We start from the raw sequence: 26,576 nt of genomic DNA, 5'->3' as shown, positions 1-26,576 counted from the left end.
CAGTTTGGAAATCAAGGTCTTACGGCGTAGACTTTTCGGCTAATGAAAAAAAATACCAAACACTATTTGGCAGATTCCGATTTTTCGTTAACTTACTTAGCAACAAGTTTGACGGTTTTTCTTTTTTGCGTGTCTATGAAAAAACTTCAGAAAGACTGGTTGACGCAAGGACTGATTGATTTCGAGTACAAAAAGTTTGTCGTTCTGGCATACCTGCAACACGTTGAGCGGCACTTCTCTGACAAAAAGTTGTATCCGGACCTGACGGAACTGCGCGAGCATTACGAAACCGGCCTTCGGTTTCAGAACCGCAAAGGTAGCCTTTCTGCCTCGTTTCCCAAGGAAGCCACCGGGATTGATCCCGAAAGTCTTACGGTACGGTACCAGCCACGCCAGCGAGACGATGAGTTTATGGCCGAAATCGACTCGATCATGACCTTTGCCTTACCCCGGTTTGGCCGAATGCTGACAGAAGGGCAACAGATGGCCGATGAACTGGAAGCCAACCTGACCCTGACACCCATCGGGATGCTGCCGCTTCGCCGGGAAGAGGGATACCTGTTTCTCCATTGGACGTCGCATTCACAAACGCATATTTATTATTTCTGCTTATCGTGGCCCACGCTGGCTTTGCCGGGCCGTAAGCTCTGGTCGGCCAGCCAAACCGGTCAGCAGCCGATTCATACCCGCTACATCGACTCGGTGCGGAAAAGTGTTGGCGTGACCTACGAAACGCTAAAGCTTGAACTCATCCGCCGACGGCCCCACCTGCCCAACCCGGCGACTTACATGGTGGAATCCCGACGCCGGTTGCCGCTGGAAGAAACCCTGCTCCCGATGGCCGGGCAGCTCGTGGAGCGCCAGGGGCTGGCGTGACGGGTTTGTGGGGTTGTTACACAGAGTTAATCAGAGGACATCAGAAGTTAATCAGGGTGCTCTCTGATAACCCCTGATAATCTCTGATCAACCCTGTGTAATCACTAAGCCCCCCTTAAATCCCCCAATCTGTGGGAGTCCATGCCGCCGGGAAGTGTTTTATTTTCGTGCGATACACTTGATCAACCTTCCTATGCGAAAACCGTCTATTCTCATTTGCCTTTTGCTGACCCTGTATTCCGCCGTTCTCTCGGCCCAGCAACTCACCGCCATTCCCGAAGGGGGCAACAAAAAAGCGACCGTTTCGGAAAACATCGGTCTGACAACCATCTCGATTACCTACAGCCGCCCCGGCGTGAAAGGCCGCGAAGGCAAAATCTGGGGCACTCCAGTAGCTCATTACGGCCTGGTCGATCTCGGTTTTGGCAGCAGCAAAGCCGCCCCCTGGCGGGCCGGGGCCAATGAAAATACCGTTATTGCGTTTTCGACCGATGTGAAGGTGGAAGGCAAAGACCTCCCCGCCGGGTCATACGGTTTGCATATGATCCTGGGCGAGTCCGAAACGACGGTTATTTTCTCCAAAAACTCGACTTCCTGGGGAAGCTTCTTCTACGACCCGGCTGAAGATGCTCTGCGTGTGACGATCAAAAATCAGCCGCTCGACAAAAGTGTGGAATGGCTCAAATACGAGTTCATCGACCAAACCGACAACTCGGCAACGGTGGCCTTGCTGTGGGAAAAACGGATGATCCCTTTCCGGGTGGAAGCCGATGTCGTCAAGATTCAACTGGCTTCGTTTAAAAACGAACTGCGGAATTCACAAGGGTTTACCTGGCAGTCGTTTGTGCAGGCGGCCAACTACTGCGTCCGGAACAAGGCTGACCTGGACCAGGCGCTGGTCTGGGCCGATCAGTCGGTGAATCTGCCGTTTATTGGACAGAAGAACTTCCAGACCCTCAGCACGAAAGCGCTGGTGCTATCGACACTCAACCGACAAGCCGAAGCCGATGCCGTCATGAAAGAAGCGGTACCGATGGGCAATATGAACGAATTGCACCAGTACGCCCGGACGCTCCTTCAGCAGAAACGCAATAAAGATGCCTACGAGGTTTTCAAAGTCAATTACGATAAGAACCCTAACGTGTTTACGACCAATGTCGGCATGGGTCGGGCTTTGTCGGCGCTGGGCGACTATAAAAAAGCCCTACCGTACCTGAAAGCCGCCCTCCCGCAAGCCCCCAACGAACTGAACAAGAACAGCGTAGCCGGGATGATTAAGAAGCTGGAAGAAGGGAAGGACGCGAATATGTGAAATGGGCTGTTACACAGAGTTCATCAGAGAAAACCCTGATCTCCTCTGATAATCTCTGATGAACTCTGTGTAACAACTAACCGAACCCCAACCACCACCAGCCAGGCCAGCCACAGCGTACTCCCCACCAGTCCTGCCCAGCCAACCACCGGAAAACCAGGTACGACCGTCGCTACCAACTCGGTTTGCGCCAGCAAATACACCCCCGAAGCCCCGTACCCAAAAACCGCCACCCAGCGCGGGAAAAGCTTCAGATCGACGGACACCCGTGCCATCAGAACCATCCAGGCGATGGTGAACAACTGTCCGAGGTGTTCGCCCAGCAATACCCCGCCCAACTGGTGAATGGCCTGAAAAACAACGGCAATGGACGCCCGAATACCCGGGTCGGTGGTCTGTACGTAGCGATCGGCGAGCACCGGCACGACGAACACCCAGCGGAGTAAGCCAATGATTTGCGTAATTCCGGAAATCATGCCCAAGGTCGTCGCGGTTCGAACGAGTGGGTGCTGGTTTTCAAACCGCTGACCCAATCTAACGTACGCAACGAGCAGTGGCAAACCGGTTAAGGCAAATGCCCACCAAACCACAACGAGCCAGGCACCTCCGGCGTGAAACCGGGTAAGAATAACGCCAGGATCTTCCCGCAAAACGTCGGGATATTGGAAGATGATAGTCAGAATAGTGTAGGGAATCAGGACCAAAATAGCTCCGGCGATGAGCAACGTTCCACTGGTTTTCATGGATGACAACAGGAATCACTTGAAGAAAAAAGAATAGCTCAGGCCGGGGGTCGGATTGACCTTGACGTCGTGGTTGGGTGACATCAACACAGCCCCGCCCAGCCGCAGATTCAGCCCTTTCCAAACCATCCAACGAAAACCGGCATCGGCCAGCAGGCCGTTGTCGTTGCGGTACGAGCGGTCAAGTCCGCGCACGTAGGAGAGGGAGGTGTAGAATGACGATGGATTCGGTTTCCGGCCAATCGGCAAGAACCAGAGCGTCAGGCCGGTGCGGAAAAAGGAGGTTGTTTCATTGACGCCATCCCGGTTTTGCGAAACAATCGTCGGGTAGTAACCGGCATGAACCGATAGCTGCCGGAAGCGGTATTCCAGCCCGATAGATGGATTCCGGAAGGCGTTGATACTCAATTCGTGGTCGGAAAACCGACCCTGGGCATGCGTAGCCGTGCCCGAAATCAGCAGTAGAAAAAGAAGGACTGGTTTCATGTCGTGTTTGGATTGATTTGACGATACAAAACTCGGTCGCGGCCCGGCGAATCTACCGGACATTTGTCTATAAATCCGTCAGCGGATGTTTTTCCGGATGCGGCTGAGGTGGCGGGGAGTGACGCCCAGAATGGATGCTAGGTACTGTTGCGGAACGAGTTGCAGGAGGTGAGGTTCTTCGGCCAGCATTTTCTGATAGCGTTTTTCGGCCGTGAGGGTGAGCAGGTTAAAACGACTCTCGTCGATGCAGACAAGTTCGTGTTCGAGCATCTCAACATAAAACCGTTGAAAGGCTTCGTTGCGGGCACGGAGCAGGTCGAACTGTGTTTTAGGAATGATGAACACTTCGGCATCGGTCAACGCCCGGATGTTCTCTTTGGCGGGCAGTTGCTTCAGAAAACACCCCAGCGACACGATAAAGTTGTTCTCAGACGCAATGTAGGTGGTGAGTTCATTGCTGTCGTGGTTATAGAAATACTGAAAAACACCTTTCAACACAAAACCGACCTGTGGTTTAACCTGGCCCTCCTGCAAAAAGTACTCGCCTTTCCGGTACGCTTTCGGCTCAAGACCCAGTGGCAGAATGTCTTCGTTGGACAGGCCGAGTTGCTGGAGAAAAGTGTGTAAAACGTTCATAGTTGTTGACGGGTAATGAGGTTATTTCGCGGAGCTAAGCGGAGCCTCTGCTTATCCCCTTAACTCCGCGAAATAATTTTTTTCAAAGGGAAAGTCGAAAATAATCCTGGCCCATAAAAATCTGAAAACCGGCTTTCTGGTATAAATGAAGGGCCGCTTCGTTGGTCGAATCGACTTCGATCAGAATGCGTTTGGCACGCTCGTCTGACCGAAGCAAAGCCAGGGTTTGTTCCAGAATACATCGGCCAAGACCCTGCCCCTGAAAGCCAGATGCCACGCCCAGGCCAATAATCCAGGCGTCGTTTTGTTCATAATTTATAGCAACCATTCCCACGGTTTGCTCCCCGAGCAGAGCTGCATATTGCGTCAGATGGGGTGTCAGCATGGTTGTCTCCAGAATCCGTCGGGCTTCTTCGTCGGTGCCGCCAAAGATGGAGCGGCTGAGGTGCGTCATGGATTCCAGGGTGTCCAGCGTACTTTCAACCAGCCGTACCGATGGAATGGGAGAGGGGGACCAGTTGGCCGGGGGGTGCCAGGCAAGTTGGTATTCGGTGTTGGAATAGGTCGCGCCCTGATGCCGGACAAAGGCCTGACCAGTTTCGGAAGCGCGTTCGGTAATTAACATGAGCTGCGAATAATCGTATTTCCGGGCTTCATCGGCGACCACATCGAGCAACATCGAACAGCAGCCCTTTCGTCGGGCGTTCGGGAGAATATACCCTCCCAGTTCGACCTGGCTGGTCGTGGGAGCAAAGGCGGAAAGCAGTCCAATCAGAACGTCCTGCTGGTATAACAAAAACCAGTGACGCATCGCAGGAAAGAAATTCATGGACTTATCCCAGTGGATGGTGCCGGTCAAACCGTCTTTCGATTTACAGTGAATTTCGAGTGCCTGTGCGGCCAGAAATTGGTCCGGGGTTAATTCTGTCAGCGATAAAACTTTCATGCTGCAAACATACAGGAAAAAGAAATCCGGCTTTGGGAAAGAAACCGCCAACGGAACTCAGCCATTTTCCGGGTGAATTCCGGACCGGAACCCGGCGTGACGATGCAACGTCGATCAGTTTTTTCCTCTCTTTAGCGCATCGACATCACCAGCTTCTTAACTGACCAGTTTCAGGTCCATTCCAGGACCTGCCCTCGCCAGTAATGGACGATTGCCATCCGGGGGAATCGCTCAACACCGATCTCTTAACCAAAACTAAGTTTACTTTTTGTTGGCAATGTATTTATTCTGCAAAATTTGAAATAATGAGTGCCTTTTTATCAATCGTAAACAACAAGTACACAATCATGAAAACTCTTCTCCTAAAAGCCGTTCGTAGGCTTCGAAACGCTTCCCTGCTTGCCATGCTGACGGGTAGTTATGTGGCCTTTGGTCAGTCGGATTATTACGGACATACCGATTCGGCCAAACCGTACTGGAAGCTCCAGACCGACGCAGCTACCCAGAAAACTCAAATCCGGTTTTATAACCGCCAACACGAACCGATCTATCAGGAAACGCTGTCGGGGCGGTATGTAAAGTTGACAAACCGCAACATCAGGGTATTCGACGAAATGCTTCAGCGCCTGCTGTCGAATCAATTGCTGGCTCCCCAGCTCAGAAGCCACGAACTATCGGTTGATCGGAGCGGGGGAGCGTACCAGGCTGTGTCGACTCCGCCATCCGATCCGGTTACTACCTTATATGTGCTGGATTCGCCCCCGGAAGGGCAGGATCTCAGTCCATTACGTTCCGATGTATCGATTAACAATACCGGCAGGCTGAAAATTTTTATCAATAACGTGTATCAGGAGCTTATTCTCGTGACTATCCTCAATGACCAGGGGCGGTATGTGTACAAGGAAAAAAATGCCCAGTTACACTATAACCGGACCCTGAACCTGACGCAATTACCGGAGGGGCGGTTTCGGCTGGAGGTTGATGGGGCGCAGAAGTCGTATAGATATCGACTGATGATTCAGGAAAACCCCCGCTCGTACGTGCTCAAGCCAATTCGCTAATGTACCCACGGACTTCAGTCCGTGTTTTTTAGCTTTCTACTCGAAAAAGTTAGCCGTAAAACACGGACTAAAGTCCGTGGGTACGGTAGCGGACACTGGCTGTACGGTTTCGGACATGGTCCTGGGGTAAAAATGCCTTTAATTTGCTCAAAACGCCCTTTTTTATTTTTGGCAACGCATTTGATCTGCAAAGTTTGAAATAATGCTATCCCCCAAACAACCTGTAAACAACATGCACAATCCCATGAAAACCCAATGCTCTCAACTTACCCAACTCGTTAGTGGTCTGCTCTTCGTTCTGTTGCTGTTCACCAACCGGCTGGCGCTGGCCCAGACTGACGACCTTGCCAGTGGCACTACGGACAAAGGCTATTGGAAATTGCAGACCGACTACGCTACCCGCAGCACCGTCATCCAGTTTTTCAATGCCCACAACGAGCCGGTTTATCAGGAAACCCTGCCGGGGAAATACGTCAAACTGACAAAACGAAACATGCGGCTGTTCGATGAGATGCTCGACCGGATGGTCAACAGCCACTTGCTGGCTTCGCAGGTAAAGTCGTATGATTTGCTGGCTTCCAGCGAAACCGGGTTCAGCAAGACCTCGCCAATGTATAGGTTCAGCGACCCATCGTCGTCGGTCCTGCCTGCCACCAACAAACGGCTGACGGTAAATCCGCTGGTGAATCCGTTCGGCAAGCTTCGGATTAATTTTGCCAATCCGGAGCAAAAACGAATTGCCATCGAACTCACGGACGAACTTTCGAAAATCGTATTTTACAGTGAAACGAGCCGACTGGAAGGTTATAACCGGTATTTGAACATTTCAAATCTGCTGAGCGGCACGTACCGGCTGCAACTGACCGGCGCGGGCAGTCGCGTGGCCTATTGGCTGACCATCGATCGACCCAATCGGCAGTATGCCCTGAAGCCAGCCCCATGAGGGTAGGAAAGCCGACGCGGTTGTTCGGGTTCGGACAGGGCAACTGTACGAATTCGGACAATCGTGTCGGCAAAATCTGTCTAAACGGCCTGAAAAGGCCGTTTTTTATTTCTGGCCGCAGATTTGTTCTACAGAAGTTAATTATATCTCGTACGCCATGAGACGATCGTATTTGGGCGAGTTTGAAGAGGTTGTGTTACTGACAGTAGCGGTATTGGGTGATGCGGCCTACGGCGTAGCGATCACCGACGAACTGGACCGGCAAACCGGGCGAACCGTCAGCATCAGTGCGGTTCATGCGGCTCTGCACCGGCTGGAAGAAAAAGGAATGCTCCAGTCACACCTGGGCCAGGCCACGGCCGAACGCGGTGGCCGACGCAAGCGCCTGTTTACGGTGACGGTTCTGGGGAGCCGGACGCTGCACGACATCCGCGCCGTTCGCCAGCAACTCTGGGATTCGATTGCCCCCAACGGCCTGCCCACCGTGAGTGTGTAACTAAATGGCATAGGGCATGGGGCAAAGGGCAATAGACCCGGTGCCCTCTGCCCCGCGCCCCATGCCCTATGCAAAAGCTAACCCCGCCCCGCTGGGCCGACCGACTGCTGGAACTGTTCTGCGCTCCCCACTTGCTGGAGGAAGTGCAGGGGGATTTGTACGAGCGGTTTTTGCGGAATGGACGACGGTTTGGCTGGCCCTGTGCCCGGAGACAGTACGGGCGCGAAGTGCTGAGTTTTCTGCGTCCCCGGGCTGGCGGACCCTTTTTCCGGAAACAACCATCAAACGAGTATTCAACCACGTATTTAGTCCAACCGGCTATGCTGCGAAACTATTTCAAAACCGCCTGGCGGAACCTGGTGAAAAACCGGTTTTACGCGCTCATCAACATGACGGGACTAACCACAGGACTGGCCGTTGGGATGCTGATCCTGCTGTGGGTGCAGGATGAACTGAGCTTCGACCGGTTTCATGCCAAAGCCGATCAGATTTACCGGCTCGAAAACGAGGTCGGAACCGGAGCCAGCAAGCAGATCTGGACCGTCACCGTGGCCCCCATCGCCCAGATGGCAAAACGGGAGGTGCCCGAAGTGAAAGACGCCGTTCGGGTTACAGATGGCAGTATCTACGCGCTGTACAAGTACCAGAACAAAACGTTTGCCGATGAAGAAGTGATGTTCGCGGATCCGAACCTGTTCACGGTTTTTGACTTTGGCCTGGTCAAAGGAAATCCGGCCAACCCGTTTCCCGACGATAATTCCGTTGTACTGACCGAAACATCCGCTAAACGCTATTTTGGAGACGAAGAACCTATTGGCAAAGTCATTACCACCGATACAAAAAACAGCCTCAAGGTCACGGGCGTCATTCCTGATTTTCCGAAAAATTCATCCATCAAAGGTGATCTGTTTCTGCCGATGTCGCTGTGGTTTGATGTTGCCTATTCCAGCCGAAAAGACGGTCGAAATCAAAATAACGACTTCCATGAATTCGGGTATGACACCTATCTACTGCTACAACCGGGTGTTTCGACTTCGGCCTTGGCAACTAAACTACGGACTATTCACCTCCGCAATAAATCGGATGATACGGATCTGACGTATCTGTTGCAGGCTTTGCCCGACATGCACCTGTACAAAGCCGACGGGAGCGAAGGCGGAATGGAAACTGTCCGAATGTTTACGATCATCGCCCTGCTAATTCTCGTGATTGCCTGTATCAATTACGTGAATTTGTCCACGGCGCGCTCCATGCTGCGGGCTAAAGAGGTGAGTATGCGGAAAATTGTGGGCGCGGCTAAAACGCAGTTGTTCATGCAGTTTATCATCGAAACCGCACTGCTCTTTACGTTGTCGGCACTGCTGGCGGTTGGGTTGATGTCGCTACTAATGCCATTCTTTAATCAGCTTTCGGGCAAACAACTCGTCATCGATTTTTCGAATTCACACATCTGGTCGGTGATCGGGCTAACCATCACCGGCACGTTGCTGGCGTCGAGCGTTTACCCGGCTCTGCTGCTGTCGTCTTTCGAACCGTTGAAGGCGCTGAAAGGCAACGTGTCGGCCCGGTTGACGGATGCGGTTTTTCGGAAAGCCCTGGTGATCACCCAGTTTACGCTTACCGTTATTCTGATTTCCGGGATGTTGATTATCGGGCGTCAACTGGAATACATCCGTTCGAAGGAACTGGGCTATGACAAAAACCACGTATTTTCTTTTTTTGGGCGGGATCTGGGCCGCCGTTTCGACGTTGCGAAAGCTGAGTTGTTACAAAATCCCGGAATCGTTGATATAACCCGGGGCAACAACAACATCGTGGAGTTAGGTTCGCAAACCGGCGCGAACGAGTGGGACGGAAAAGAACCCGGCGAAACCATGATGATGCGCCCGATGGCAATCGATGAAAATTTTATCCCTTTCTTTAAAATGAAGTTGCCGCTGGGCGCGAATTTTACCGGAACGGTGTCTGATTCAAGCCATTATATCCTGAACGAAACCGCCGTCAAAACCGCCCGCATCCAGAATCCGATTGGCAAACGGTTCAAGCTCTGGGACCGGGAAGGTACGATCATTGGTGTGGTGAAAGATTTTCATTTTAGCTCCATGAAACAGAAGATCGAACCCGCTATTTTCTATTTTAATCCGAAACATGCGGGTCGCATTTACATCAAAACGACCGGAAAAGATGCGCTAAACGCAATTGCGGCCGCCGAGCAGCAATGGAAAAAATACAATCCGGAAAACCCGTTCAAATACACGTTTCTGGACCAGACGTTTGACAATCTATACAAAACCGAACAACGGACCGCAACGCTCTTTACGATTTTTACGACCATTGCCATCCTGATTTCCTGCCTCGGTCTGTTCGGGCTGGTGGCGTATACGGCCCAGGTTCGCACCCGTGAGATTGGTGTTCGGAAGGTGCTGGGCGCGACAATCCCGGGCATTATTCAACTGTTAGCCAAAGATTTCGTCAAACTGGTGCTGGTGTCCATTCTCTTGGCCGTGCCGGTTGCCTGGTACGCCATGAACCAGTGGCTCCAGGGCTTTGCCTATCACATTACGATTCAGTGGTGGATGTTTGCGGGAGCCGGTTTGCTGGCGATGACGGTGGCCTTGCTGACAATCAGTTTTCAGAGCATCAAGGCGGCTTTGATGAACCCGGTGAAGTCCCTACGGTCGGAGTGATTAACGAAAAATGTCACCTAGCTGAAGTTCGATGCCCGTGGCAGGGTCAACGATGGCACCTTCGGTGTAGATTTTAACGGGCTGATTCGGCAAAAAAACATGGATCGCTTTGATCGTTGGCACGACCAGCCAAGCCGACTGCACCCCGCCAGGAAAATAGATTTTCCGGATTTTTCCGGTTAATTCATCAAAAGCCTGCGTCGGCGAAAGGATTTCGATGGCCGTGATGGGCGGTTGGGTATACCGAATGATGTCTTCCTCCCAGTTGAAGGTTAGGTTCCGGAAGATAGAAATATCGGGTTTCGCTCGTCCGGTCATCAATTCCAGTTCGAGTTCCGGCATAATGTCGAACGGGGGATCGTATGGGGCCAGGGAAATGCTCAGGCGGTAGGTGAGACGGGAATGGTTCAACGACATCGTTTCGTCCAGTGGCGTTTCGATTTCGGTAATTTCAACGGCCTTTGTTTCCATAGCGTAGATGCAATTAGTCAAAGATACTAAAACTGATCCTGAAAACCGTAAGCCACGACTCCCAGCCCATTTAACTCTTAACTCATAATTCATAACTCCTAATTCTGATGAAGCCACCCCGCTGGGCCGACCGATTGCTGGAAGCGTTCTGTGCGCCCCACTTGCTGGAGGAGATTCAGGGCGATCTGTACGAGCGCTACGAGCGGGATGTAGCCCGGGCCGGAGTCGCCCAAGCCGACCGGCGGTTTATCCTGAATGTCCTAAAATTTATTCGTCCGTTTGCCTTAAAACGCCGGATAGACGACTATGCCTCACCTTCTTTTTTACATCCGGTTATGATCCGAAACTACTTCAAAACCGCTTTTCGCAACCTGACCAAACACCGGGTCAGTGCGCTGATCAACCTCTCTGGGCTCAGTCTGGGGGTTCTGGCCTGTCTGATTATTTACCTGATCACGACCTACGAACTGAGCTACGACACTTTCCACCCGGACCGGGAACGGATTTACCGCCTGGTCGGGATCGAACAATTCAATCCCCGGGCCGACACCCACCCGGCTGGGTTTGTACCGAATCCGCTTCCGGCGGCCGTCCGGCGTGAAGTAGCCGGGCTGGGCACGGTGGCGGCTTTTCACAACATCGAATCGGAAGTGCTGATTCCCAACGGCAAAGACAAACCGAAGCGGTTCGATCACCGGAATCATGAGGTCGATAATGCCGAGATCATCGTAACAGAACCGCAGTATTTCGATATTTTCTCGTATCAGTGGCTGGCCGGAAATCCGAAAACCGCCCTCGCCGAACCGTTTCAACTGGTGCTGTCGGAACACAAGGCCCGTAAATACTTTGGCGATCTGCCACTGGAGCAAATCCTGGGCAAAGAAGTGATCTACTGGGATTCCGTCCGGGTCAGCGTCAGCGGCATCGTAAAAGACTGGGATAAACCGACAGATCTGACGTTCACGGATTTCATTTCGTTCGCGACCATCCGCAGCAGCCTGATGCGACGCAGCATTAACCTCGACCAGTGGGACGATATCTGGTCGTCGTCGCAGGCGTATGTCAAACTGCCGAAAGGGGCCAGTCCGGAGCAGTTTGATCAGTCATTCCAGCAGTTTTCCAAACGGCATTTTCAGGGGGAATTCAAGTTTATGCCGGGACTGCAACCCTTGTCAGACCTGCATTTTGATAGTGGTTACGGCGATAATTATTCCCGAAAAGCCCACCTGCCGACGCTCTACGGGATGATGGGCGTGGCGGTATTTATCCTGCTGATTGCGGCCATCAACTTCATCAATTTGTCGACGGCTCAGTCGGTGCAGCGGGCGAAGGAGGTGGGCGTCCGGAAAGTGCTGGGCAGCAGCCGGAAAAGCCTGATTTTTCAATTCCTGAGCGAAACCGTCCTGCTGACGCTGCTGGCGGTGGTGGTTGCCCTGCTGCTGGTAAGCCCCATGCTGTCCGCCTTTCAGTCATTGACTCCCAAAGGGCTAACCGTTAACTTGTTTAGTCTCGAAACCGGACTGTTTTTGGTAGGAATGACCGTCACAACGGCCTTGCTGGCCGGTTTTTATCCGTCGCTGGTCCTGTCGTCGTATGTACCGGCCCTGACGCTCAAAGGGCAGAGTGCGTTGAAAGGCGGTCAGAAGGGCTATTTGCGGAAGGCGCTGATTGTCTTCCAGTTTACGGTTTCACTGGTGTTCATCATCGGAACGCTGATTGTGGAGCGGCAATTGAGTTACATCCGCAACAAGGATCTGGGTTTTTCGACCGACGCCATTATTGAAATCAAATCGGGCCGGGCGGGAAAAACCGATATTCTGAAGGAAAAGATCAGCCAGTTGTCGGGCGTGGAGCGGGTGACGAAACAATGGTTCCCGCCGATGGGCATGAGCTACATGATGACAAAAATGAAATACCGGGGTAAAAAAGAAATCGAACTCGATGTGTCGGCCAAAGTCGGCGATGCCAATTTTATCCCTTTGTATAACCTGCGGTTGCTGGCCGGGCGGAATTACCTGAAAAGCGATTCCCTGCGCGAGCTGGTCATCAACGCCACGTTTGCCAAACGGCTGGGTTTTCAAAAACCGGCGGATGCTCTGAATCAATTTCTGGAATTCGACGGAAAACCGTATCCCATTGTCGGGGTCGTGGCCGATTTTCATGAGCAATCGTTCCATTCAAAAATTGATCCGGCCTTTATCAGTTTTTTACCCCGCCAGGCCAGAAATCTTGGGGTGCGGTTTTCGGGAAAAACCGTGACCGAAATGAAAAGTACGCTGGCTGAAATCGAAAAACAGTGGGCGGCTGTTCATCCTGATAAAAAATTTGAGTACGACTTTCTGGACGAGCGGATTGCCAGTCTGTACGAAAAAGAACACAAAACCAGCCGGTTGGTCAATACCGCTACGGCCATCGCCATCCTGATTTCGTGCATGGGGCTGTTCGGGCTGGCGACGTTTACGGCCGAGCAGCGTACCAAGGAAATCAGCATTCGGAAAGTGCTGGGTGCATCGGTGGCCGGTATTGTCGCTCTGTTGTCGAAGGATTTCGTCAAGCTGGTGCTGGTGGCGCTGTTCCTGGCAGCCCCCGTGGCCTGGTGGGCCATGAACCAATGGCTGAACGACTTCGCCTATAAAGTTGACATCGAGTGGTGGGTGTTTGCTCTCGCCGGGCTGCTGGCCATTGTCATTGCTTTACTCACCATCAGTTTCCAGAGCATTCGGGCGGCTTTCATGAATCCGGTGAACAATCTGCGCTCGGAGTAAACGGCACGGTTTTATCCCGGTTTTTACGGATCAAATCCGGTTGGGTGGTTTCGGTGCCCGGTTTTCGGCAGCACCGAAACCACCCAAAACCGTTACCTTTGCGGGCATGAACTACCACTTTCTTGCTCTTTTTCTTCTCTTCACAACGGTGCTCCGGGCGCAGGAACCGGCGGCCGACCGGATTCAACAGCACATCGAAAAGCTGGCTTCCGACCGCATGAAAGGCCGGGGGACGGGAAGTCGCGAAAATGCCAAAGCCGCTGCCTACATTGCCCGGTATTTTAAAAAATACGGTCTAAAACCGCTGGGCGGAGACGGTTATTACCAGCATTTTACGGCCAAGGTTCGGCGGGTGGTGGTGCCCGATAGTGTGCGAAAAGCCGCCAACGTGATCGGTTTTCTGGATAACGGTGCGGACCATACCATCGTGATTGGTGCGCATTACGATCATCTCGGCCTGGGCAACCAGGGCAGTTCACTGGCTGAAAACCCGCAGGGACAGATTCACAACGGGGCCGACGACAATGCCTCGGGCGTGGCCGGTTTGCTCGAACTGGCGCAGTATTACGCCAGAAACGACGTGAAGGAGCCGTACAACCTGCTCTTTATGGCCTTCGGCGCGGAGGAACTCGGGTTGCTGGGTTCCCGCCATTTTCTGAATCACCCGACGCTGCCGCTCGACCGGCTGAATTTCATGATTTGCATGGATATGATCGGACGCTATAACCCGGAGCGGGGCGTCGGAATCGGGGGCTACGGAACCGCCGACGCCTGGCCGGAGGTCTTCCGGGGCGTTACGGCCGGGATTAAGTTTTTTACCGACCGGGCCGGAAACGGCGGTTCGGACAATGCGGCTTTTTATGCGAAACAGATTCCGGTGTTGTTCTTTCATACCGGCGGCCATCCGGATTACCACAAACCGGGCGATGATCCTGAAAAAATCGACGCTAAAGCCGAAGCGGAAATCCTGAAACTGGAAATCCGACTCATCGACAACGCCATGAAGTTGCCGAAAATGATCTTTACGCCGGTGAAGTAGGTAGACTGAAGTGGGTTCGTGCTTACCAGAAAAGATAACGGTCCGAGAAATGGCTTTCCCTCAAAAACTCTTCAGTACGGTATTTTTTGCTTTCTTTTTTTTCGTGCCTCTATACGGAAAGGCCCAGCAAAAGCCGAAAATACCAAAAACGGTACCGGAGCTTCAGCGGGCGATTGAAGCCATTTTGACAGAAACCAAAACCCCGGCCGCCGGGGTGGCGCTGGTGCAGGGGGATAGCACGGTTTGGGTGGCCGGATTGGGCGAGGCAAGTCTGGAAAAGCGGGTGAAAGCCACCGAGAATACGATGTTTCGGATCGGTTCCGTCACCAAAATGTTTGTTTCGCTGGCCATTCTGAAGCTACAGGAAGAGGGCCGGGTTAGTCTGAAAGATAAAGTGCGCGACCGGGCTCCGGAAATCCAGTTTACAAATCCCTGGGAGCAGACCCATCCGATTCTAATTGAACACCTGCTGGAACACACCACGGGCTGGGATGACATGCACCTGACCGAGTATGCTCTTAGTGATCCGACAATTACGTTAAAACAGGGCCTGGACTACCACCCGCATTCCCGGATTTCGCGCTGGGTGCCCGGCACGCGGATGGCCTACTGCAATTCGGGACCGCCCGTGGCGGCCTACATCGTGGAGAAAGTCACCGGCCAGCGGTTTGAAGACTACATTCAACAGCAGTTTTTCGGGCCGATGGGCATGGAAACCATGACCTTTTTTGCCTCCGACCGCTACCAAAAGCAGGGGGCTACCCTGTACGTCGATCAAAAACCGCAGCCGTACTGGCACATTTGTGTCCGCCCGTCCGGGTCGATCAATGCGTCTCCGCGAGACATGGTCCGCATGCTGCGGTTTTTCATCAACCGGGGCCGGGTGGATGGAAAACCGCTGATCAGCGAAGCTTCGTTGAAACGAATGGAAACGCCTTCGACCTCATCGGGAGCCAAAGCCGGGCTGGAACATGGCTATGGTCTGGCCAATATGTCGTCCCCCCATAACGGGTTTGTTTACCGGTCGCACTCGGGTGGGGTGACCGGCGGGTTAACGGATTTTTCGTACCTCCCCAAGCACCGGCTTGGGTACGCGGTCATGATCAATGCGGGCAATGCCGATGCGATACTTCGGATTGTAGACCTGATTCGCAACTTTCAGACCCGCGGCTTACCAACCGATTCGACCCGGCGGAGCAAGGGACCAACCCCAACTTCGCTGGCGGGGTATTACATGCCCATTAACCCACGGATGCAAATGAGCTATTTTCTGGAGCGAATTATGAACATACAGCATCTCAGGAGCTTCAATCAGTTTGTTTTTGGCCGGGGCATGTTTGGGGGCAGTTTGGAGACCTATGTAGCGGCCGGAGATCATCAGTACGCGTCTTCTAAAACCGGCCAGATCAGCCTGGTACAGGTCGACGACCCGCTGGCCGGTGAGGTAGTGCATTCCGGGAGTCTGGTTCTCAAACGAATTTCGCCGTTTCTGACGTTCGGGCAGCTTGGCCTGTGTTTTATCTGGCTGTTGTATTGGCTGGGTTCCGTGTTGGTTGGAAGTATCTGGTTTATTCGTAACTGGCGGAAAGACCGTTCCGCAAAAAGCCTGCTCCGGTGGCCGTTTCTGGCGAGTTTGTGCTTCCTGGCGTTTCTGATTCTGACTACGATTGGTGGGAAAGATCCTTTTGAAAGCTTGGGAAAGGTTACGTTTGTGTCGGTTTCGATGATGATTTCAAGCCTTTTATTCGCGCTTCTGGCAATCTGGGCGGTGGTCACGGTCGTCAGGGAACGCAGAGCGAAAGTCAATCCGGTGCTATACTGGCACGCAACCATTCTGTCGGTTCTGCACCTGATCGTGGCTGTTTATCTATACGCCTACGGCGTGATCGGGATTCAAACCTGGCAGTAGGACACAGGTAATGAGCAACTCCGTTGACTTTCGGCGGCAGAAATTAAGGTACGGTTTTCGCCTTTATTCCGCCCGGTCTGCCGTTTCACAGGTTCAGAGCAGCCTCCGATATGGCCACACCGTTTGCTCACCGAAGCCGACCACCAACCGAAAGACCACTCGGCACGTTGGCCGGAACGGATTGATCAAAACCGGGGTCCGTCAGCGCATTCAGAAACTGGATCAGGTCGTTGTGAAGGCTCACGCGGGGCCGCAGCAGCGAATCCAGGCGGCTCGTCGGCACGCGTGGGTTCAGTTGTTCGCCGGTTGTTACCACATCGTAGAAGGTCATCACATCCGGCAGGGAAGCTAGTTTGCCGTTGTGCATGTAGGGTGCCGTCAGTGCCACATTCCGGAGTGTGGGTGTGCGAAAAGCGTAGGTATTGTCTTTCCCAGCGTCGGATTCGGGCAGCTTTTCGTGATCGACCACGCCCAGCACGTGGACTTTGTAATCGCTGAACATGGGGCCGCTGTGGCAGGCATTGCAGCCGTTCTGAATAAACAAAACCATCCCGCGTTTCTGGGCTTCGGTCATGGCGGAAGCATCCCCGCGCCGGTACCGGTCGAAGGGCGCATTGTTGGCGACCAGCGTGCGTTCATAAGCGGCCAGGGCCTTCCCCAGATTCTGAGCCGTGATGGCATTACCCGTTCCGAAAACCGCCCGAAACTGTTCCTGATAGGCCGGAATGGCCCGCAGCCGGGCCAGCACACTATCGACAGCATTCGTTTCTGTAAAAACCGTGCCCCGCATTTCTTCGAAAGCTGCAATCGGCCGCAGCGATTGGGCTTCCAGCGATTGTGCCCGCAGGTCGTAAAACATCGGCGCCGTCGACGGGTTGTACTGCCCGCGCGCATCGATGCCGTTGAAGCCGACGTTCAGCAGGGTGGGTGTGTTGCGTCTGGTAAAAACCGCCGATTGACCCGCCCGGAACCGGCGGTTTTTGCCCAGCCCCTCGCCCCCGACACCAATTGGCAAGTCCAGGCCGTCGGCATAGCCAAACTGTGGGTGGTGACAGGTCGCGCAGGCCACATCCTGATTGCCGGACAAAACCGGATCGTAGAACAGCACCTTCCCCAACGCCACTTTTTCGGGTGTACGGGGGTTGTCGGCCGGGTCGGCAACGGTGAGCGGCAACGCACCGATCGACTCGTCGGGATTGACTTCCAGGCCGTTCGACTGGCAGGAATACAGCACGCTAGCGCCGAAAAAGGCCATACTGGCAACACTTGACAGGATCGTAGCGGTTTTCATGATGTTCTTCAAAAGGTATAACCGAGGGATAAAACCAGCGTATTTCGGAGGGTGAGCGTGCCGCTTTCGGGCTTGAACAGCACCCGGTTTTCCAGACCGACGCGGTAGCGGGTCAGCAGCCGAAAGCCCAGTCCGGCCGTTGCGCTGGGCATGAAATGGTTGAACGTCTCATCGACGGTACCATCGGCAAATTGCAGCCGCATTCGTTCGGACCGGTATTGCGCCCCCAGGCCGACCGATGCCTGAAAAGCCCGGCGTGACTGGTAGCGGTAGCCGACATTGAGGAGCCCGATGTCGGCCGTAAAGGCGGCTTTCTCGAAAAACCGGCCGTAACCTGCTTGGACAAAGAGGGCATTTGGGCCGTTTCGGAGCGGTTTGCTGAGTTCGAGCCGACCGCCGACACCCAGCCCATAAAGGTTCGATTTGGGCAGTTGGGCGTTCACAAAACCGTCGGCCCAAACCGTGTAGCGGAAAGGATGCTGGGCGAGGGTCGGGCCGCTTAGAGCAACGAGGAGGAGGAAAACGAAAAGCTTTTGCATGGCGGTAGTTGGACAAAAAGGCACAGGCGATGCCGGGCAGGGCGGTAGCGCGTCTGCAAACGAATCATCAGAAAAGGGACAGAAATTGGTTAGCCGTCGAGCCAGGATTTGAACGAAGAAGCTTTTTCGCGGCTGACGATTACCTCCTGCGCGGTTTCGGGCCGAAGCTCGATTTTTAGTTTGCCGTTGAAATAGGGGTGAATTTTCTGGATGGCCGTCACCTGCGCGATAAACTGCCGGTTGAGCCGAAAAAACTGCCTCGGATCGACCAGCGATTCGAGTTCTTCGAGCGTGTAATCGACCAGGTACTGCCGACCGTCGCGCCCGACCAGGCAGGCGAGTTCGTTGGCGGTGTAAAAATACGCGACCTGTTCCTGCGGGATCGGGATCAACTGCTCGCCGTTTTTGACCAAAAACCGGGTTTTGTGCGTCCGGCGGGTCATTTGAAGGCTGTCGAGCAGCGACTCTACTTTCTGGGCGTAGGCCTGGGGTGAAAAGTCCTGCTTCAGCCGTTGGTATTTCTGAATGGCCTCGGCCAGTTCGGGCAACTTGATGGGTTTCAGTAGGTAATCGATGCTCTTGACCCGGAATGCCTTGATGGCATATTCATCGTAGGACGTGGTAAACACGATGGGGCTGTGGGCCGGAAACGCTTCGAAAATCTGGAAGCTCAGGCCGTCGGAAAGCTGGATGTCCGAAAAAATAAGATCAACAGTTTGACTCATTGAAAACCAGCGCTTTGCGGCTTCCACGCTTTCCAGAACCGTCCCGATCTCAATCGTGGGGTCCAGCTTGTGAATCAGCTTTTCCAGTCGTTCAGCCGCCGGATACTCGTCTTCGATGATGATAGCGCGCATTATTGAGTGAATGAGTGAATGAGTGAATGAGCGGTGGAGTAAGCATGATCTTCGATCTATTCACTCAATCGCTCAATCACTCATTCACTAATTGAACAAGAGTGGAATTTTGACGGTGAACAACCCTCCGCTTCGGATCACTTCGACCTGGCGGTCGGTGAGCAGGCTGTAGCGGTTGATGATGTTTTGCAGGCCTACCCGCGTCGATTTTTCGAGAATCGTCTTCTCCTGGATGTTGTTCTCGATGACCAGATACTGATCGCCTTCCTGCTGGATCTTAATTTTCAGCGGGTTTTCTTTCGAAACGACGTTGTGCTTGATGGCGTTCTCGATCAGCATCTGCAGACTCAGGGGCGTTACAAACTGGCGGTAGGCTTCGGGCGAGAGGTGTTTCTCGACCTGCAAATTTTCCCGAAACCGGATTTTATTCAGGTAGACGTAGGCATCCAGAAACCGGATTTCTTCTTCGAGCGGGACGGTGTTTTTGCTGCGGCTGACGAGCACGTACCGGTAGACATCCGACAGCCGTTCGAGGTACTGCTGGGCGTCGTGGTTTTCGTCGTCGATCAGAGCCGCCAGCGTGTTGAGGCTGTTGAACAGGAAGTGCGGATCGAGCTGGTTTTTAAGGACTTCCAGTTGCGATTGTACACTCTCGCGGGCCAGCGACTCGGTTTTACGGACGTTCAGTTTCCAGGATTCGAAAAAATACACCGCTTCGTAAACCAGGTACACCAGTAGCGTCGGAATCAGGCTGATTTTGAACCCTACCAGCATCTGGTCGTTGTGAAAGATGGCTTTGCACAGGATCTCATCGAGTATGTACGTAACGACCAGCGTGTAGACCAGCGCCAGGACGGCTTCGCTCAGCAAACGCTGCGTGGTCTGGCTGTAGCTGGGAAACCGGCGACGCATCCGGACGATGATGAATCGGTTGCCTTCCCAAAGCGCCACCGTGTTACAGACCGACATGGCCAGGTACATGAAGTAGGTTTGATTCAGTTGCTGAAAATCCTCGTAATGAACCAGCGTTGGAATCAGGATACTGAACAGGGGAATGCCAACCAGACGCATGGTTCGATCATTGAGGGTATACGGGGCGGTTTCCATGAGCGTGTACCGTGAAGAGCCTGAGAAGTAAGGTACTGAAAGGTACGGTTTTTTCAGATTACTTCATTTTTTACGCATCCCGAAGGTGTAGCCGATGGTCACGTTGGCCAGCAGACCATTGGTGCCGGGGAAACCCTGCGAAGCCGCTTTGTAGGTTTCGGTGCGGTCAGTGACCCGGTTTTGGTAGGTAAACTTGTTGTCGTCCAGCGAACTCCAGACATTCGGCCAGTACCGGACACTCGGCATGATCAGGATACCGGCCAGGCCGTTTGTCTGCTTGCGGAACGGGTAGTAGCGGTAGTAAGCGCCCAGACCGAGCGTGACGGTTCGGTAGGAAGTAATCCGGTTAGCGGCTGTCTGCGGTTGTCCGTCGTAATACACCTCGTAGTAGTGGAGTTTGGGTTCAAAGCGAACATCGAAGGTCGGCGTGAAGCGGTAACCGATGCCAATGCCGAGTGTGGAGGTGAGTTTTTCGGCCAGCTTCTGATCCTGCGCAACCAGCGAAGCCGACTGCCCGGCCAGGGTAATATTGAATCCGTGCGAATAATCGAATACCATCCGGTTGGTCGTGTATTCGGCCTGGACGTTGAAACCGCCCAGCAATAGCTGGCTGACCCCGCCCCCGAATGTGAAGCGGTTGGAGTAAGGGAATTGCCGTCGGGCTGGTTGATCCTGGGCCTGGGCGGAAACGAAGGCAACAAAGCCGAGTACTAAAGCCAGAGCGAACGGAAAGCGGAATGTCGTTTTCATGAGCTAAATTGGTTTGCGTTGCTTGTTTTGTGTGGTTGTTGATTCAAAATTGGGGTGAAAACCGCCCTCCTGAAAGCCGTTTGCGGTCAACCGTCGTCAGGGCGGGGGCGAAGCGTTGGCAGGTTGGGGGTGAAGCGAAAGCCGGGAGAGTTATTTTGGGCACCAGTTCGATGAGCTACCCGGCTTCTTCGGGAAGAAAAATAAACTTATCTTTATAGTTAACTTAATTAATTGGTGGTGTAATGAGACGCATAGCATTTCTGATTTTCCTGTTCTGTTCCCTGTTTTTATATCCTGCAATCGCACAAAAACCGCAAACCCGAACACCCGGCACTGGCACGTTTTCCAACCCCTTGCCGGTGCAACTAGGTGACCCGTATATTCTGTTTACGAAGGGAACTTATTACCTGTATGGTACGGGTGGAGGTGCTGATAAAGGGTTTGTGACGTATTCCTCCAGGGATCTGGTGAACTGGAAGCCGGAAGGACAGGTTTATTTTCACGACAATAAAAATGGCTGGAGCGACCCCAAAGCCAGTTGGGGCGGAGCCTACTGGGCACCGGAAGTCTATGAGGTAAAGGGTAAATTTTACCTGGTGTACAGTGCACAATGGAAGGAAAACCCGACCCGCGAAGTGGAAAACTTCCGCATTGGGGTGGCCGTTGCCGACAAACCGACCGGCCCCTTTATTGACCTGACCAACAAGCCCATCTTTGATCCGGGCTACCCCATCATCGATGGCAATGTCTTTTTTGATTCGAACGGCAAAGCCTATTTGTACTACTCCCGGGCCTGTTATAAGCATCCGGTGGAAAGCGAAGTGGCCGATATGGCCCGCAAAAAAGGCTGGTATAAGGAAATTGAAGAAAGCTGGGTGTACGGGGTTGAGTTAAAACCGGATTTCAGCGGGGTCATCGGTCAGCCGGTTTTGGTCCTGCGCCCTCCCGTCCGGCTCAACGACAAGCAGGCCGAATGGGAAAGCCGGTCGGTGACGGCCCGCGAAGTAAACCGGCGATGGACGGAGGGGTCGGTGACGTTTAAAAAAGACAACACGTATTACATCATGTATTCGGCGAACCACTTTGGCGGTCGCTACTACGCCATCGGGTATGCCACATCCAACTCGCCCCTGGGGCCATTCAAAAAAGCGGATAACAACCCGGTGTTGCAGCAAAATGTCGACAAGGGCGGGTCGGTGACCGGCACCGGCCACAATAGCATTGCCTATTCACCCGATGGGAAGGAGATGTTCTGCGTCTACCACGGCCGGACGGCCAAAACCGGCGAAGAACGGGTGGTGTTTATTGACCGCATGCAGGTAAAAAACGGGCGGATCACCATTTTGGGGCCGACTACTACCCCACAAAAACTGCCATCCGGGCTAAAGTCGACCGGTAACCGTGATTGAGGCTGGCTATCTTGGCTGGTGTTTCCGTTCAATCGCCCGTTGTAAGGCGGTTTTCAACAGATTGAGATGAAGGGGTTTTGAGAGGTAATCATCCATACCGGCCTGCAAACATTCCAGCCGGTCTTCTTTCAGGGCGTTGGCCGTCATGGCAATAATAACCGGCTGCGGGCCTGATTGCTGTCGGATGATGCGGGTGGCCTCCAGCCCGTTCATCTCCGGCATCTGCACATCCATCAAGATGACATCGAACGGGTGGTCGTAAATCATTCTCAGCACTGCAAGTCCGTTCTGGGCAAGCTGCGGCTGGTAGCCGAGTTTCTGCAATACATGCAGGATCAATCGCTGGTTGGCAGGATAATCTTCTGCAACCAGAATCGAAAGAGGGTATTCTTTGGCAAACTCTTCGGATAAGTGCTGCTTGCCGGTGTGCGAAACCGAAACGGGCGACGGATCGGCCTGCTTAAGCTGCTGCTGAATCATCGTATAAAACGGGAGCCTGTGGATCGGTTTGGATAAACTGCCTGAAAAGAGTTCCGGATGGATTTTATGCGCATCCATTCCCACTAACGTCAGCAGGACAATGGGTAGGTTGGGGTGCGAGGTTTTGAGTTGACGGGCTAACTCAGTTCCGGTCATTCCCGGTATCTGCATGTCGGTGATAACCAGATGGATCGGCCAGTTTGCTGACAAGAGGGCCAGTGCCTGAGAACCGGAGGATGCCGTTACGGGCACTAACTGCCACTGCTCAAGTTGTTCTTTCAAAACCGCCAGGTTGGTCAGGTTGTCGTCAACGACCAACACTCGTTTTCCCGCATTTTCAAGGAATTGGCTGGGTGGAAAATCGGGTTGGGCTGGTGTCCCTGATTCGCAGCGGATCGTGAAGTTGAAGGTTGTTCCCTTCCCTTCCTGGCTTTCCACCCAGATGTCACCCTTCATCCGTTTGGCCAATCGCTCACTGATCGCGAGCCCCAAACCGGTACCGCCGTACCGACGCGTCATGGATGAATCGCCCTGTGAAAACGCTTTGAAGAGCCGCTGAAGCTTTTCGTCCGAAATACCGATGCCCGTATCGCGCACCTCAAAACCGAGTTCCACCTCCCGGTCATTGAGGAGCCTCCGGACATACACCCGGACAAATACTTCACCCTTGTGGGTAAACTTAACGGCATTTCCAATCAGGTTAATCAGAATTTGCCGTAACCGTAAGGCATCGCCGACGATGTTGACAGGCACCCCGCTTTCAACATGATACAGCAGGTCCAACCCGTTTTCTGCGGTTTTTTGGGCAAACAGATCCAGGACGTTTTCGACACACTCCAGAAGGTTGAATTCACTCAGTTCCAGTTCCAGACTGCCGGATTCGATCTTGGAGAAATCCAGGATGTCGTTGATGACGCCCAGCAAATTGGTGCCACACTGGTAGATGGTGTCCACATATTCCTGTTGTTCCTGCGAAAGTTCGGTTTCCTGGAGCAAATAGGTCATCCCCAGCACCCCGTTCATGGGCGTCCTGATTTCATGGCTCATCGTGGCCAGAAACACACTTTTGGCTTTATTGGCTTCTTCGGCTTCTTCGCGGGCGGCCTGTTCCCGCATCCGGTGCTTGCCCAGTTCTTCAACAAGTTTTTGCAGGTGTTCGGCCTGCGTCTGTAATTCTTCGGCCTGGGTATGTAACTCTTCCGACTGCGCCTGTAATTCCTCCTTTTGGTACATGACCTCGGCCGTTCGTTCCTGCACGGCCTGTTCAAGTTTCTCCTGCCGGTGTTTGAGGGTGCGAATTCGTACCTGATGGATCAGGTATAAGCTGCCCAGGACGGCCAGCACGGCGAGCGTTTCAAACCACCAGGTTCGCCAGAAGGGGGGCTGAATGCGTATCCGGAAAGCTGTGCCCTGTTCGTTCCAGACCGCATCGTTGTTGGAAGCCCTGACCCGGAACGTGTAGATGCCCGGTTCCAGGTTGGTGTAGGTAGCGACCCGCTGCGGACTCACCAGACTCCATTCCGTGTCAAAGCCTTCCAGCTTGTACTGATACAGGTTTTTTTCGGATTGTGAGTAATTCAAAGCCGCAAACTTCAGGGTCAGCGTCGATTGATCATGCGAGAGCGTAATCTGGTCGGACCGCAGGAGTACGGGACGGTTAAAAACATGCAGTTGCGTCAGATACACCGGCGGAAGCAATGGATTATTTCGAAGGCTGTCCGGATGAAAGCCATTCAAACCATTGCTTCCGCCGAAGTACAGTTTCCCCTGGCGGTTTTTGAAAACCGCCATCCGGTTGAAAGCTCCTTTTTGCAACCCATCGCCCGCGTCATAATTTCGAAATCGTTTCGTTCGTGGGTTGAAGGTCGATACCCCTTTATTGGTACTGATCCAGAGATTGCCGTGACGATCACTGGCAATGCCCTGAATGACTTTGTTCGCCAAGCCCTGTTTTTCGTCGTAGGTGATAAACGATTGCGTTTTGGGCTCAAACCGGCTCAAACCCCGGTATGTTCCAATCCATAGCTGCTGCTGGCTATCTTCGTGAAGACTGATCACCAGATTGTGGCTCAGGCTGTTAGGAACCGTTCGGTCATGCCGATACGCCGTGAAAACGCCGGTTCGGGTCGTGAGTTTGGTTAATCCATCGCCTTCGGTGCCAATCCACAAATTTCCCTGGTGGTCGTAACACAAGGCACTGATATACCCCTGAAGAAGCTTATTGGGCTGGCTGGGATCAGGATGGAAATGCGTAAACCGGCCGCTCAGTTTAGAATAGCGACTGATGCCGGCTCCCATTGTACCCAGCCAGATTTCGCCTTTTTTCCCCTCCACCACGCTGGTAACGGTTTCGTGGCTAAGTCCCCGCTCATCCTTCCGTTGCGTGAAATTTTGAAAACCGCCTGATTTGCCGGTCCACCGACTAAGCCCTCCTTTGTATGTACCGATCCAGATGTCCTGATCTTGATCCTGGTAGATGCACATGATGAAATCGCTGCCAATACTGCCGGGGTCGTTGGGTCGATGGCGGTAGCGTACGTACTGATTGGTGGCTTTCATCAGCACATTCAGACCGCCCCCATCGGTTCCGATCCACAGATTCCCCTGATGATCTTCGAGGACCGCCGTAACACTGTTGTTGCTCAGGCTATTCTCATCCTGCGTGTTCTTCTTGTACAATTGAAACCGGACGGACTGGTGATCGAAGAAATTAATCCCACCCGTATACGTACCAATCCACATATTGCCACTGCGATCCCGGCGAATGGCATAGATGGAGCCATTGTTAAGTCCCCGCGGATTCGTTTCCTGATACGGATAATGGGTGAAGGATGTTCTGGATTTGTCCAGAATGCTGATGCCGCCATTCTCCGTACCGATCCATAAATTCCCCTGACCATCTTCTTCCAGCGTATTGACATCGTTATGGCAAAGTGAGTTCGAAACGGCGGGGTTGTGCTGGAAACGGGTAAAGGTCTGCTGGTCCGGGTTTAGCCGGTTCAAGCCACCCCCTTCTGTGGCAATCCAAAGGTGTCCCCCAGAATCTTCAAGCAGATCCTTTACCAAATTGTGGCTCAGGGAGAGGGGATTCCCGGCCTGCTTTTCAAAGTGACGAAATGTCTGCGTTTTTGGGTCCAGTCTACTCAGTCCTCCGCCGTAGGTAGCTACCCAAACTTGTCCTTTCCGATCCACCAGCACATCCCGGATGGTATTATAATCGGACGTGTTCAGTGTACCGGATGCATACCGGTAACGAATAAACGTACGGCCGGAAGGATTAAAAAGATTAAGTCCATCGTCGGTTCCAACCCAGAGATTGCCCAGTTCATCTTCAGCGATGGCGGTTACGCGGTCATTGCTAAGGCTGGTACTGTCGTTCAGATTGTTTTTGTATACTGTAAAATTACCGGTTTGCGGATTGAACAGGCATAGCCCGCCATCGTCGGTTCCGACCCAGATTCGTCCCTTTCGGTCTTCATGCAGCGATAAAACATAGTTGTCACTAAGGCTGTTGGGGTGATGCAGTTCATTCTGATAGACTGTAAAGGTGTATCCATCGTAGCGGTTGAGCCCATCCTGAGTCCCAAACCACATGAAGCCCCGTTTATCTTGTAATATGCAGGTGACGTTACTCTGCGATAGGCCCTCTGAAGTTGTAATGTGTTTAAACTGAACCCGGGTAAGCTGGGCTTCGGCAACATGCAGTACTGTAAATAATGCGACCAGAAAGACAGCTAGTAATCGTTTCATCAAAGGGTGCTGGGATCAATGGT

Annotated in this window: 21 protein-coding genes; 10 read left to right on the top strand and 11 right to left on the bottom strand. The window is 53.1% G+C overall.

From position 1 onward, the window contains the following. Positions 1 to 135 precede the first annotated feature (135 nt). On the top strand, positions 136 to 876 hold the full coding sequence (locus ACO2Q8_RS01045) for a hypothetical protein (protein ID WP_423342914.1): 741 nt from the start codon (positions 136 to 138) through the stop codon (positions 874 to 876). Positions 877 to 1,069: 193 nt separating this feature from the next. Continuing rightward, on the top strand, positions 1,070 to 2,188 hold the full coding sequence (locus tag ACO2Q8_RS01040; protein ID WP_423342913.1) for a DUF2911 domain-containing protein: 1,119 nt from the start codon (positions 1,070 to 1,072) through the stop codon (positions 2,186 to 2,188). Positions 2,189 to 2,211: 23 nt separating this feature from the next. Here the strand turns inward: ACO2Q8_RS01040 and ACO2Q8_RS01035 are convergent, their stop codons facing one another. From ACO2Q8_RS01035 to ACO2Q8_RS01020, 4 genes are all read right to left on the bottom strand, one after another. Further along, positions 2,212 to 2,931 carry a DUF4386 domain-containing protein gene (locus ACO2Q8_RS01035; RefSeq protein ID WP_423342912.1) on the bottom strand — a complete coding sequence of 240 codons (720 nt, stop codon included), beginning with the start codon at positions 2,929 to 2,931 and terminating at the stop codon, positions 2,212 to 2,214. Positions 2,932 to 2,946: 15 nt separating this feature from the next. Then, positions 2,947 to 3,417 carry a hypothetical protein gene (locus ACO2Q8_RS01030; RefSeq protein WP_423342911.1) on the bottom strand — a complete coding sequence of 157 codons (471 nt, stop codon included), beginning with the start codon at positions 3,415 to 3,417 and terminating at the stop codon, positions 2,947 to 2,949. 78 nt (positions 3,418 to 3,495) lie between these two features. Next, positions 3,496 to 4,053, bottom strand: coding sequence for a Crp/Fnr family transcriptional regulator (locus tag ACO2Q8_RS01025; protein ID WP_423342910.1), 558 nt, complete (start codon positions 4,051 to 4,053; stop codon positions 3,496 to 3,498). 82 nt (positions 4,054 to 4,135) lie between these two features. Next, the gene (locus ACO2Q8_RS01020) at positions 4,136 to 4,999 is read right to left on the bottom strand and encodes a GNAT family N-acetyltransferase (RefSeq protein WP_423342909.1); all 864 of its coding nucleotides are present in this window, start codon (positions 4,997 to 4,999) and stop codon (positions 4,136 to 4,138) included. A gap of 347 nt (positions 5,000 to 5,346) precedes the next feature. Between ACO2Q8_RS01020 and ACO2Q8_RS01015 the strand changes: the two genes are divergently transcribed. The 4 genes from ACO2Q8_RS01015 to ACO2Q8_RS01000 all read left to right on the top strand — a co-directional run bounded on the left by ACO2Q8_RS01015 (position 5,347) and on the right by ACO2Q8_RS01000 (position 10,186). Next, positions 5,347 to 6,060, top strand: a complete 714-nt coding sequence (locus ACO2Q8_RS01015) for a hypothetical protein (RefSeq protein WP_423342908.1) — start codon at positions 5,347 to 5,349, stop codon at positions 6,058 to 6,060. A gap of 244 nt (positions 6,061 to 6,304) precedes the next feature. Then, entirely contained in the window at positions 6,305 to 7,003 is a 699-nt protein-coding gene (locus tag ACO2Q8_RS01010; protein ID WP_423342907.1) for a hypothetical protein, read from the top strand. Between the two features lie 157 nt (positions 7,004 to 7,160). Next, positions 7,161 to 7,499: a PadR family transcriptional regulator gene (locus ACO2Q8_RS01005; RefSeq protein ID WP_423342906.1), complete on the top strand. Its 339-nt coding sequence runs from the start codon at positions 7,161 to 7,163 to the stop codon at positions 7,497 to 7,499. Between the two features lie 68 nt (positions 7,500 to 7,567). Next, positions 7,568 to 10,186, top strand: coding sequence for an ABC transporter permease (locus ACO2Q8_RS01000; protein WP_423342905.1), 2,619 nt, complete (start codon positions 7,568 to 7,570; stop codon positions 10,184 to 10,186). Here the strand turns inward: ACO2Q8_RS01000 and ACO2Q8_RS00995 are convergent, their stop codons facing one another. Next, on the bottom strand, positions 10,187 to 10,657 hold the full coding sequence (locus tag ACO2Q8_RS00995) for a Uma2 family endonuclease (protein WP_423342904.1): 471 nt from the start codon (positions 10,655 to 10,657) through the stop codon (positions 10,187 to 10,189). It lies immediately after the preceding gene. Positions 10,658 to 10,764: 107 nt separating this feature from the next. Here ACO2Q8_RS00995 and ACO2Q8_RS00990 point away from each other — a divergent pair, with 107 nt between their 5' ends. From ACO2Q8_RS00990 to ACO2Q8_RS00980, 3 genes are all read left to right on the top strand, one after another. Next, a complete protein-coding gene (locus tag ACO2Q8_RS00990; RefSeq protein ID WP_423342903.1) occupies positions 10,765 to 13,422 on the top strand; it encodes a permease prefix domain 2-containing transporter in 2,658 nt (885 codons plus the stop codon). A 106-nt stretch (positions 13,423 to 13,528) separates the two neighbouring features. After that, positions 13,529 to 14,461: a M20/M25/M40 family metallo-hydrolase gene (locus ACO2Q8_RS00985; protein WP_423342902.1), complete on the top strand. Its 933-nt coding sequence runs from the start codon at positions 13,529 to 13,531 to the stop codon at positions 14,459 to 14,461. 49 nt (positions 14,462 to 14,510) lie between these two features. Continuing rightward, a complete protein-coding gene (locus ACO2Q8_RS00980) occupies positions 14,511 to 16,370 on the top strand; it encodes a serine hydrolase (RefSeq protein WP_423342901.1) in 1,860 nt (619 codons plus the stop codon). A 127-nt stretch (positions 16,371 to 16,497) separates the two neighbouring features. On the opposite strand, the gene ACO2Q8_RS00975 is transcribed toward ACO2Q8_RS00980, so the two are convergent. The 5 genes from ACO2Q8_RS00975 to ACO2Q8_RS00955 all read right to left on the bottom strand — a co-directional run bounded on the left by ACO2Q8_RS00975 (position 16,498) and on the right by ACO2Q8_RS00955 (position 20,914). Further along, positions 16,498 to 17,661, bottom strand: a complete 1,164-nt coding sequence (locus ACO2Q8_RS00975) for a cytochrome c peroxidase (protein WP_423342900.1) — start codon at positions 17,659 to 17,661, stop codon at positions 16,498 to 16,500. Positions 17,662 to 17,669: 8 nt separating this feature from the next. Next, positions 17,670 to 18,200 (bottom strand): hypothetical protein, encoded by a 531-nt coding sequence (locus ACO2Q8_RS00970; protein ID WP_423342899.1) that lies wholly within the window; start codon positions 18,198 to 18,200, stop codon positions 17,670 to 17,672. An 89-nt stretch (positions 18,201 to 18,289) separates the two neighbouring features. Beyond that, positions 18,290 to 19,057, bottom strand: coding sequence for a LytR/AlgR family response regulator transcription factor (locus ACO2Q8_RS00965; RefSeq protein WP_423342898.1), 768 nt, complete (start codon positions 19,055 to 19,057; stop codon positions 18,290 to 18,292). An 87-nt stretch (positions 19,058 to 19,144) separates the two neighbouring features. Next, positions 19,145 to 20,164, bottom strand: coding sequence for a sensor histidine kinase (locus ACO2Q8_RS00960; RefSeq protein ID WP_423342897.1), 1,020 nt, complete (start codon positions 20,162 to 20,164; stop codon positions 19,145 to 19,147). Positions 20,165 to 20,227: 63 nt separating this feature from the next. Continuing rightward, positions 20,228 to 20,914: a hypothetical protein gene (locus ACO2Q8_RS00955; RefSeq protein ID WP_423342896.1), complete on the bottom strand. Its 687-nt coding sequence runs from the start codon at positions 20,912 to 20,914 to the stop codon at positions 20,228 to 20,230. Positions 20,915 to 21,156: 242 nt separating this feature from the next. Between ACO2Q8_RS00955 and ACO2Q8_RS00950 the strand changes: the two genes are divergently transcribed. Continuing rightward, the gene (locus ACO2Q8_RS00950) at positions 21,157 to 22,323 is read left to right on the top strand and encodes a glycoside hydrolase family 43 protein (protein WP_423342895.1); all 1,167 of its coding nucleotides are present in this window, start codon (positions 21,157 to 21,159) and stop codon (positions 22,321 to 22,323) included. Between the two features lie 6 nt (positions 22,324 to 22,329). On the opposite strand, the gene ACO2Q8_RS00945 is transcribed toward ACO2Q8_RS00950, so the two are convergent. Then, a complete protein-coding gene (locus tag ACO2Q8_RS00945; RefSeq protein ID WP_423342894.1) occupies positions 22,330 to 26,553 on the bottom strand; it encodes a two-component regulator propeller domain-containing protein in 4,224 nt (1,407 codons plus the stop codon). Positions 26,554 to 26,576 lie beyond the last annotated feature (23 nt).

The sequence above is a fragment of the Larkinella sp. VNQ87 genome, assembly GCF_049445795.1.
GTDB lineage: Bacteria > Bacteroidota > Bacteroidia > Cytophagales > Spirosomataceae > Larkinella.
The sequence above is the reverse complement of the archived record's forward strand: the minus strand, read 5'-3'. Positions and strand labels throughout refer to the sequence as shown.

Bases quoted from the DNA above. Each gene is read 5' to 3' on its own strand.
- ACO2Q8_RS01045 (WP_423342914.1), top strand. From the start codon at position 136: ATGAAAAAACTTCAGAAAGACTGGTTGACGCAAGGACTGATTGATTTC.
- ACO2Q8_RS01040 (WP_423342913.1), top strand. From the start codon at position 1,070: ATGCGAAAACCGTCTATTCTCATTTGCCTTTTGCTGACCCTGTATTCC.
- ACO2Q8_RS01035 (WP_423342912.1), bottom strand. From the start codon at position 2,931: ATGAAAACCAGTGGAACGTTGCTCATCGCCGGAGCTATTTTGGTCCTG.
- ACO2Q8_RS01030 (WP_423342911.1), bottom strand. From the start codon at position 3,417: ATGAAACCAGTCCTTCTTTTTCTACTGCTGATTTCGGGCACGGCTACG.
- ACO2Q8_RS01025 (WP_423342910.1), bottom strand. From the start codon at position 4,053: ATGAACGTTTTACACACTTTTCTCCAGCAACTCGGCCTGTCCAACGAA.
- ACO2Q8_RS01020 (WP_423342909.1), bottom strand. From the start codon at position 4,999: ATGAAAGTTTTATCGCTGACAGAATTAACCCCGGACCAATTTCTGGCC.
- ACO2Q8_RS01015 (WP_423342908.1), top strand. From the start codon at position 5,347: ATGAAAACTCTTCTCCTAAAAGCCGTTCGTAGGCTTCGAAACGCTTCC.
- ACO2Q8_RS01010 (WP_423342907.1), top strand. From the start codon at position 6,305: ATGAAAACCCAATGCTCTCAACTTACCCAACTCGTTAGTGGTCTGCTC.
- ACO2Q8_RS01005 (WP_423342906.1), top strand. From the start codon at position 7,161: ATGAGACGATCGTATTTGGGCGAGTTTGAAGAGGTTGTGTTACTGACA.
- ACO2Q8_RS01000 (WP_423342905.1), top strand. From the start codon at position 7,568: ATGCAAAAGCTAACCCCGCCCCGCTGGGCCGACCGACTGCTGGAACTG.
- ACO2Q8_RS00995 (WP_423342904.1), bottom strand. From the start codon at position 10,657: ATGGAAACAAAGGCCGTTGAAATTACCGAAATCGAAACGCCACTGGAC.
- ACO2Q8_RS00990 (WP_423342903.1), top strand. From the start codon at position 10,765: ATGAAGCCACCCCGCTGGGCCGACCGATTGCTGGAAGCGTTCTGTGCG.
- ACO2Q8_RS00985 (WP_423342902.1), top strand. From the start codon at position 13,529: ATGAACTACCACTTTCTTGCTCTTTTTCTTCTCTTCACAACGGTGCTC.
- ACO2Q8_RS00980 (WP_423342901.1), top strand. From the start codon at position 14,511: ATGGCTTTCCCTCAAAAACTCTTCAGTACGGTATTTTTTGCTTTCTTT.
- ACO2Q8_RS00975 (WP_423342900.1), bottom strand. From the start codon at position 17,661: ATGAAAACCGCTACGATCCTGTCAAGTGTTGCCAGTATGGCCTTTTTC.
- ACO2Q8_RS00970 (WP_423342899.1), bottom strand. From the start codon at position 18,200: ATGCAAAAGCTTTTCGTTTTCCTCCTCCTCGTTGCTCTAAGCGGCCCG.
- ACO2Q8_RS00965 (WP_423342898.1), bottom strand. From the start codon at position 19,057: ATGCGCGCTATCATCATCGAAGACGAGTATCCGGCGGCTGAACGACTG.
- ACO2Q8_RS00960 (WP_423342897.1), bottom strand. From the start codon at position 20,164: ATGGAAACCGCCCCGTATACCCTCAATGATCGAACCATGCGTCTGGTT.
- ACO2Q8_RS00955 (WP_423342896.1), bottom strand. From the start codon at position 20,914: ATGAAAACGACATTCCGCTTTCCGTTCGCTCTGGCTTTAGTACTCGGC.
- ACO2Q8_RS00950 (WP_423342895.1), top strand. From the start codon at position 21,157: ATGAGACGCATAGCATTTCTGATTTTCCTGTTCTGTTCCCTGTTTTTA.
- ACO2Q8_RS00945 (WP_423342894.1), bottom strand. From the start codon at position 26,553: ATGAAACGATTACTAGCTGTCTTTCTGGTCGCATTATTTACAGTACTG.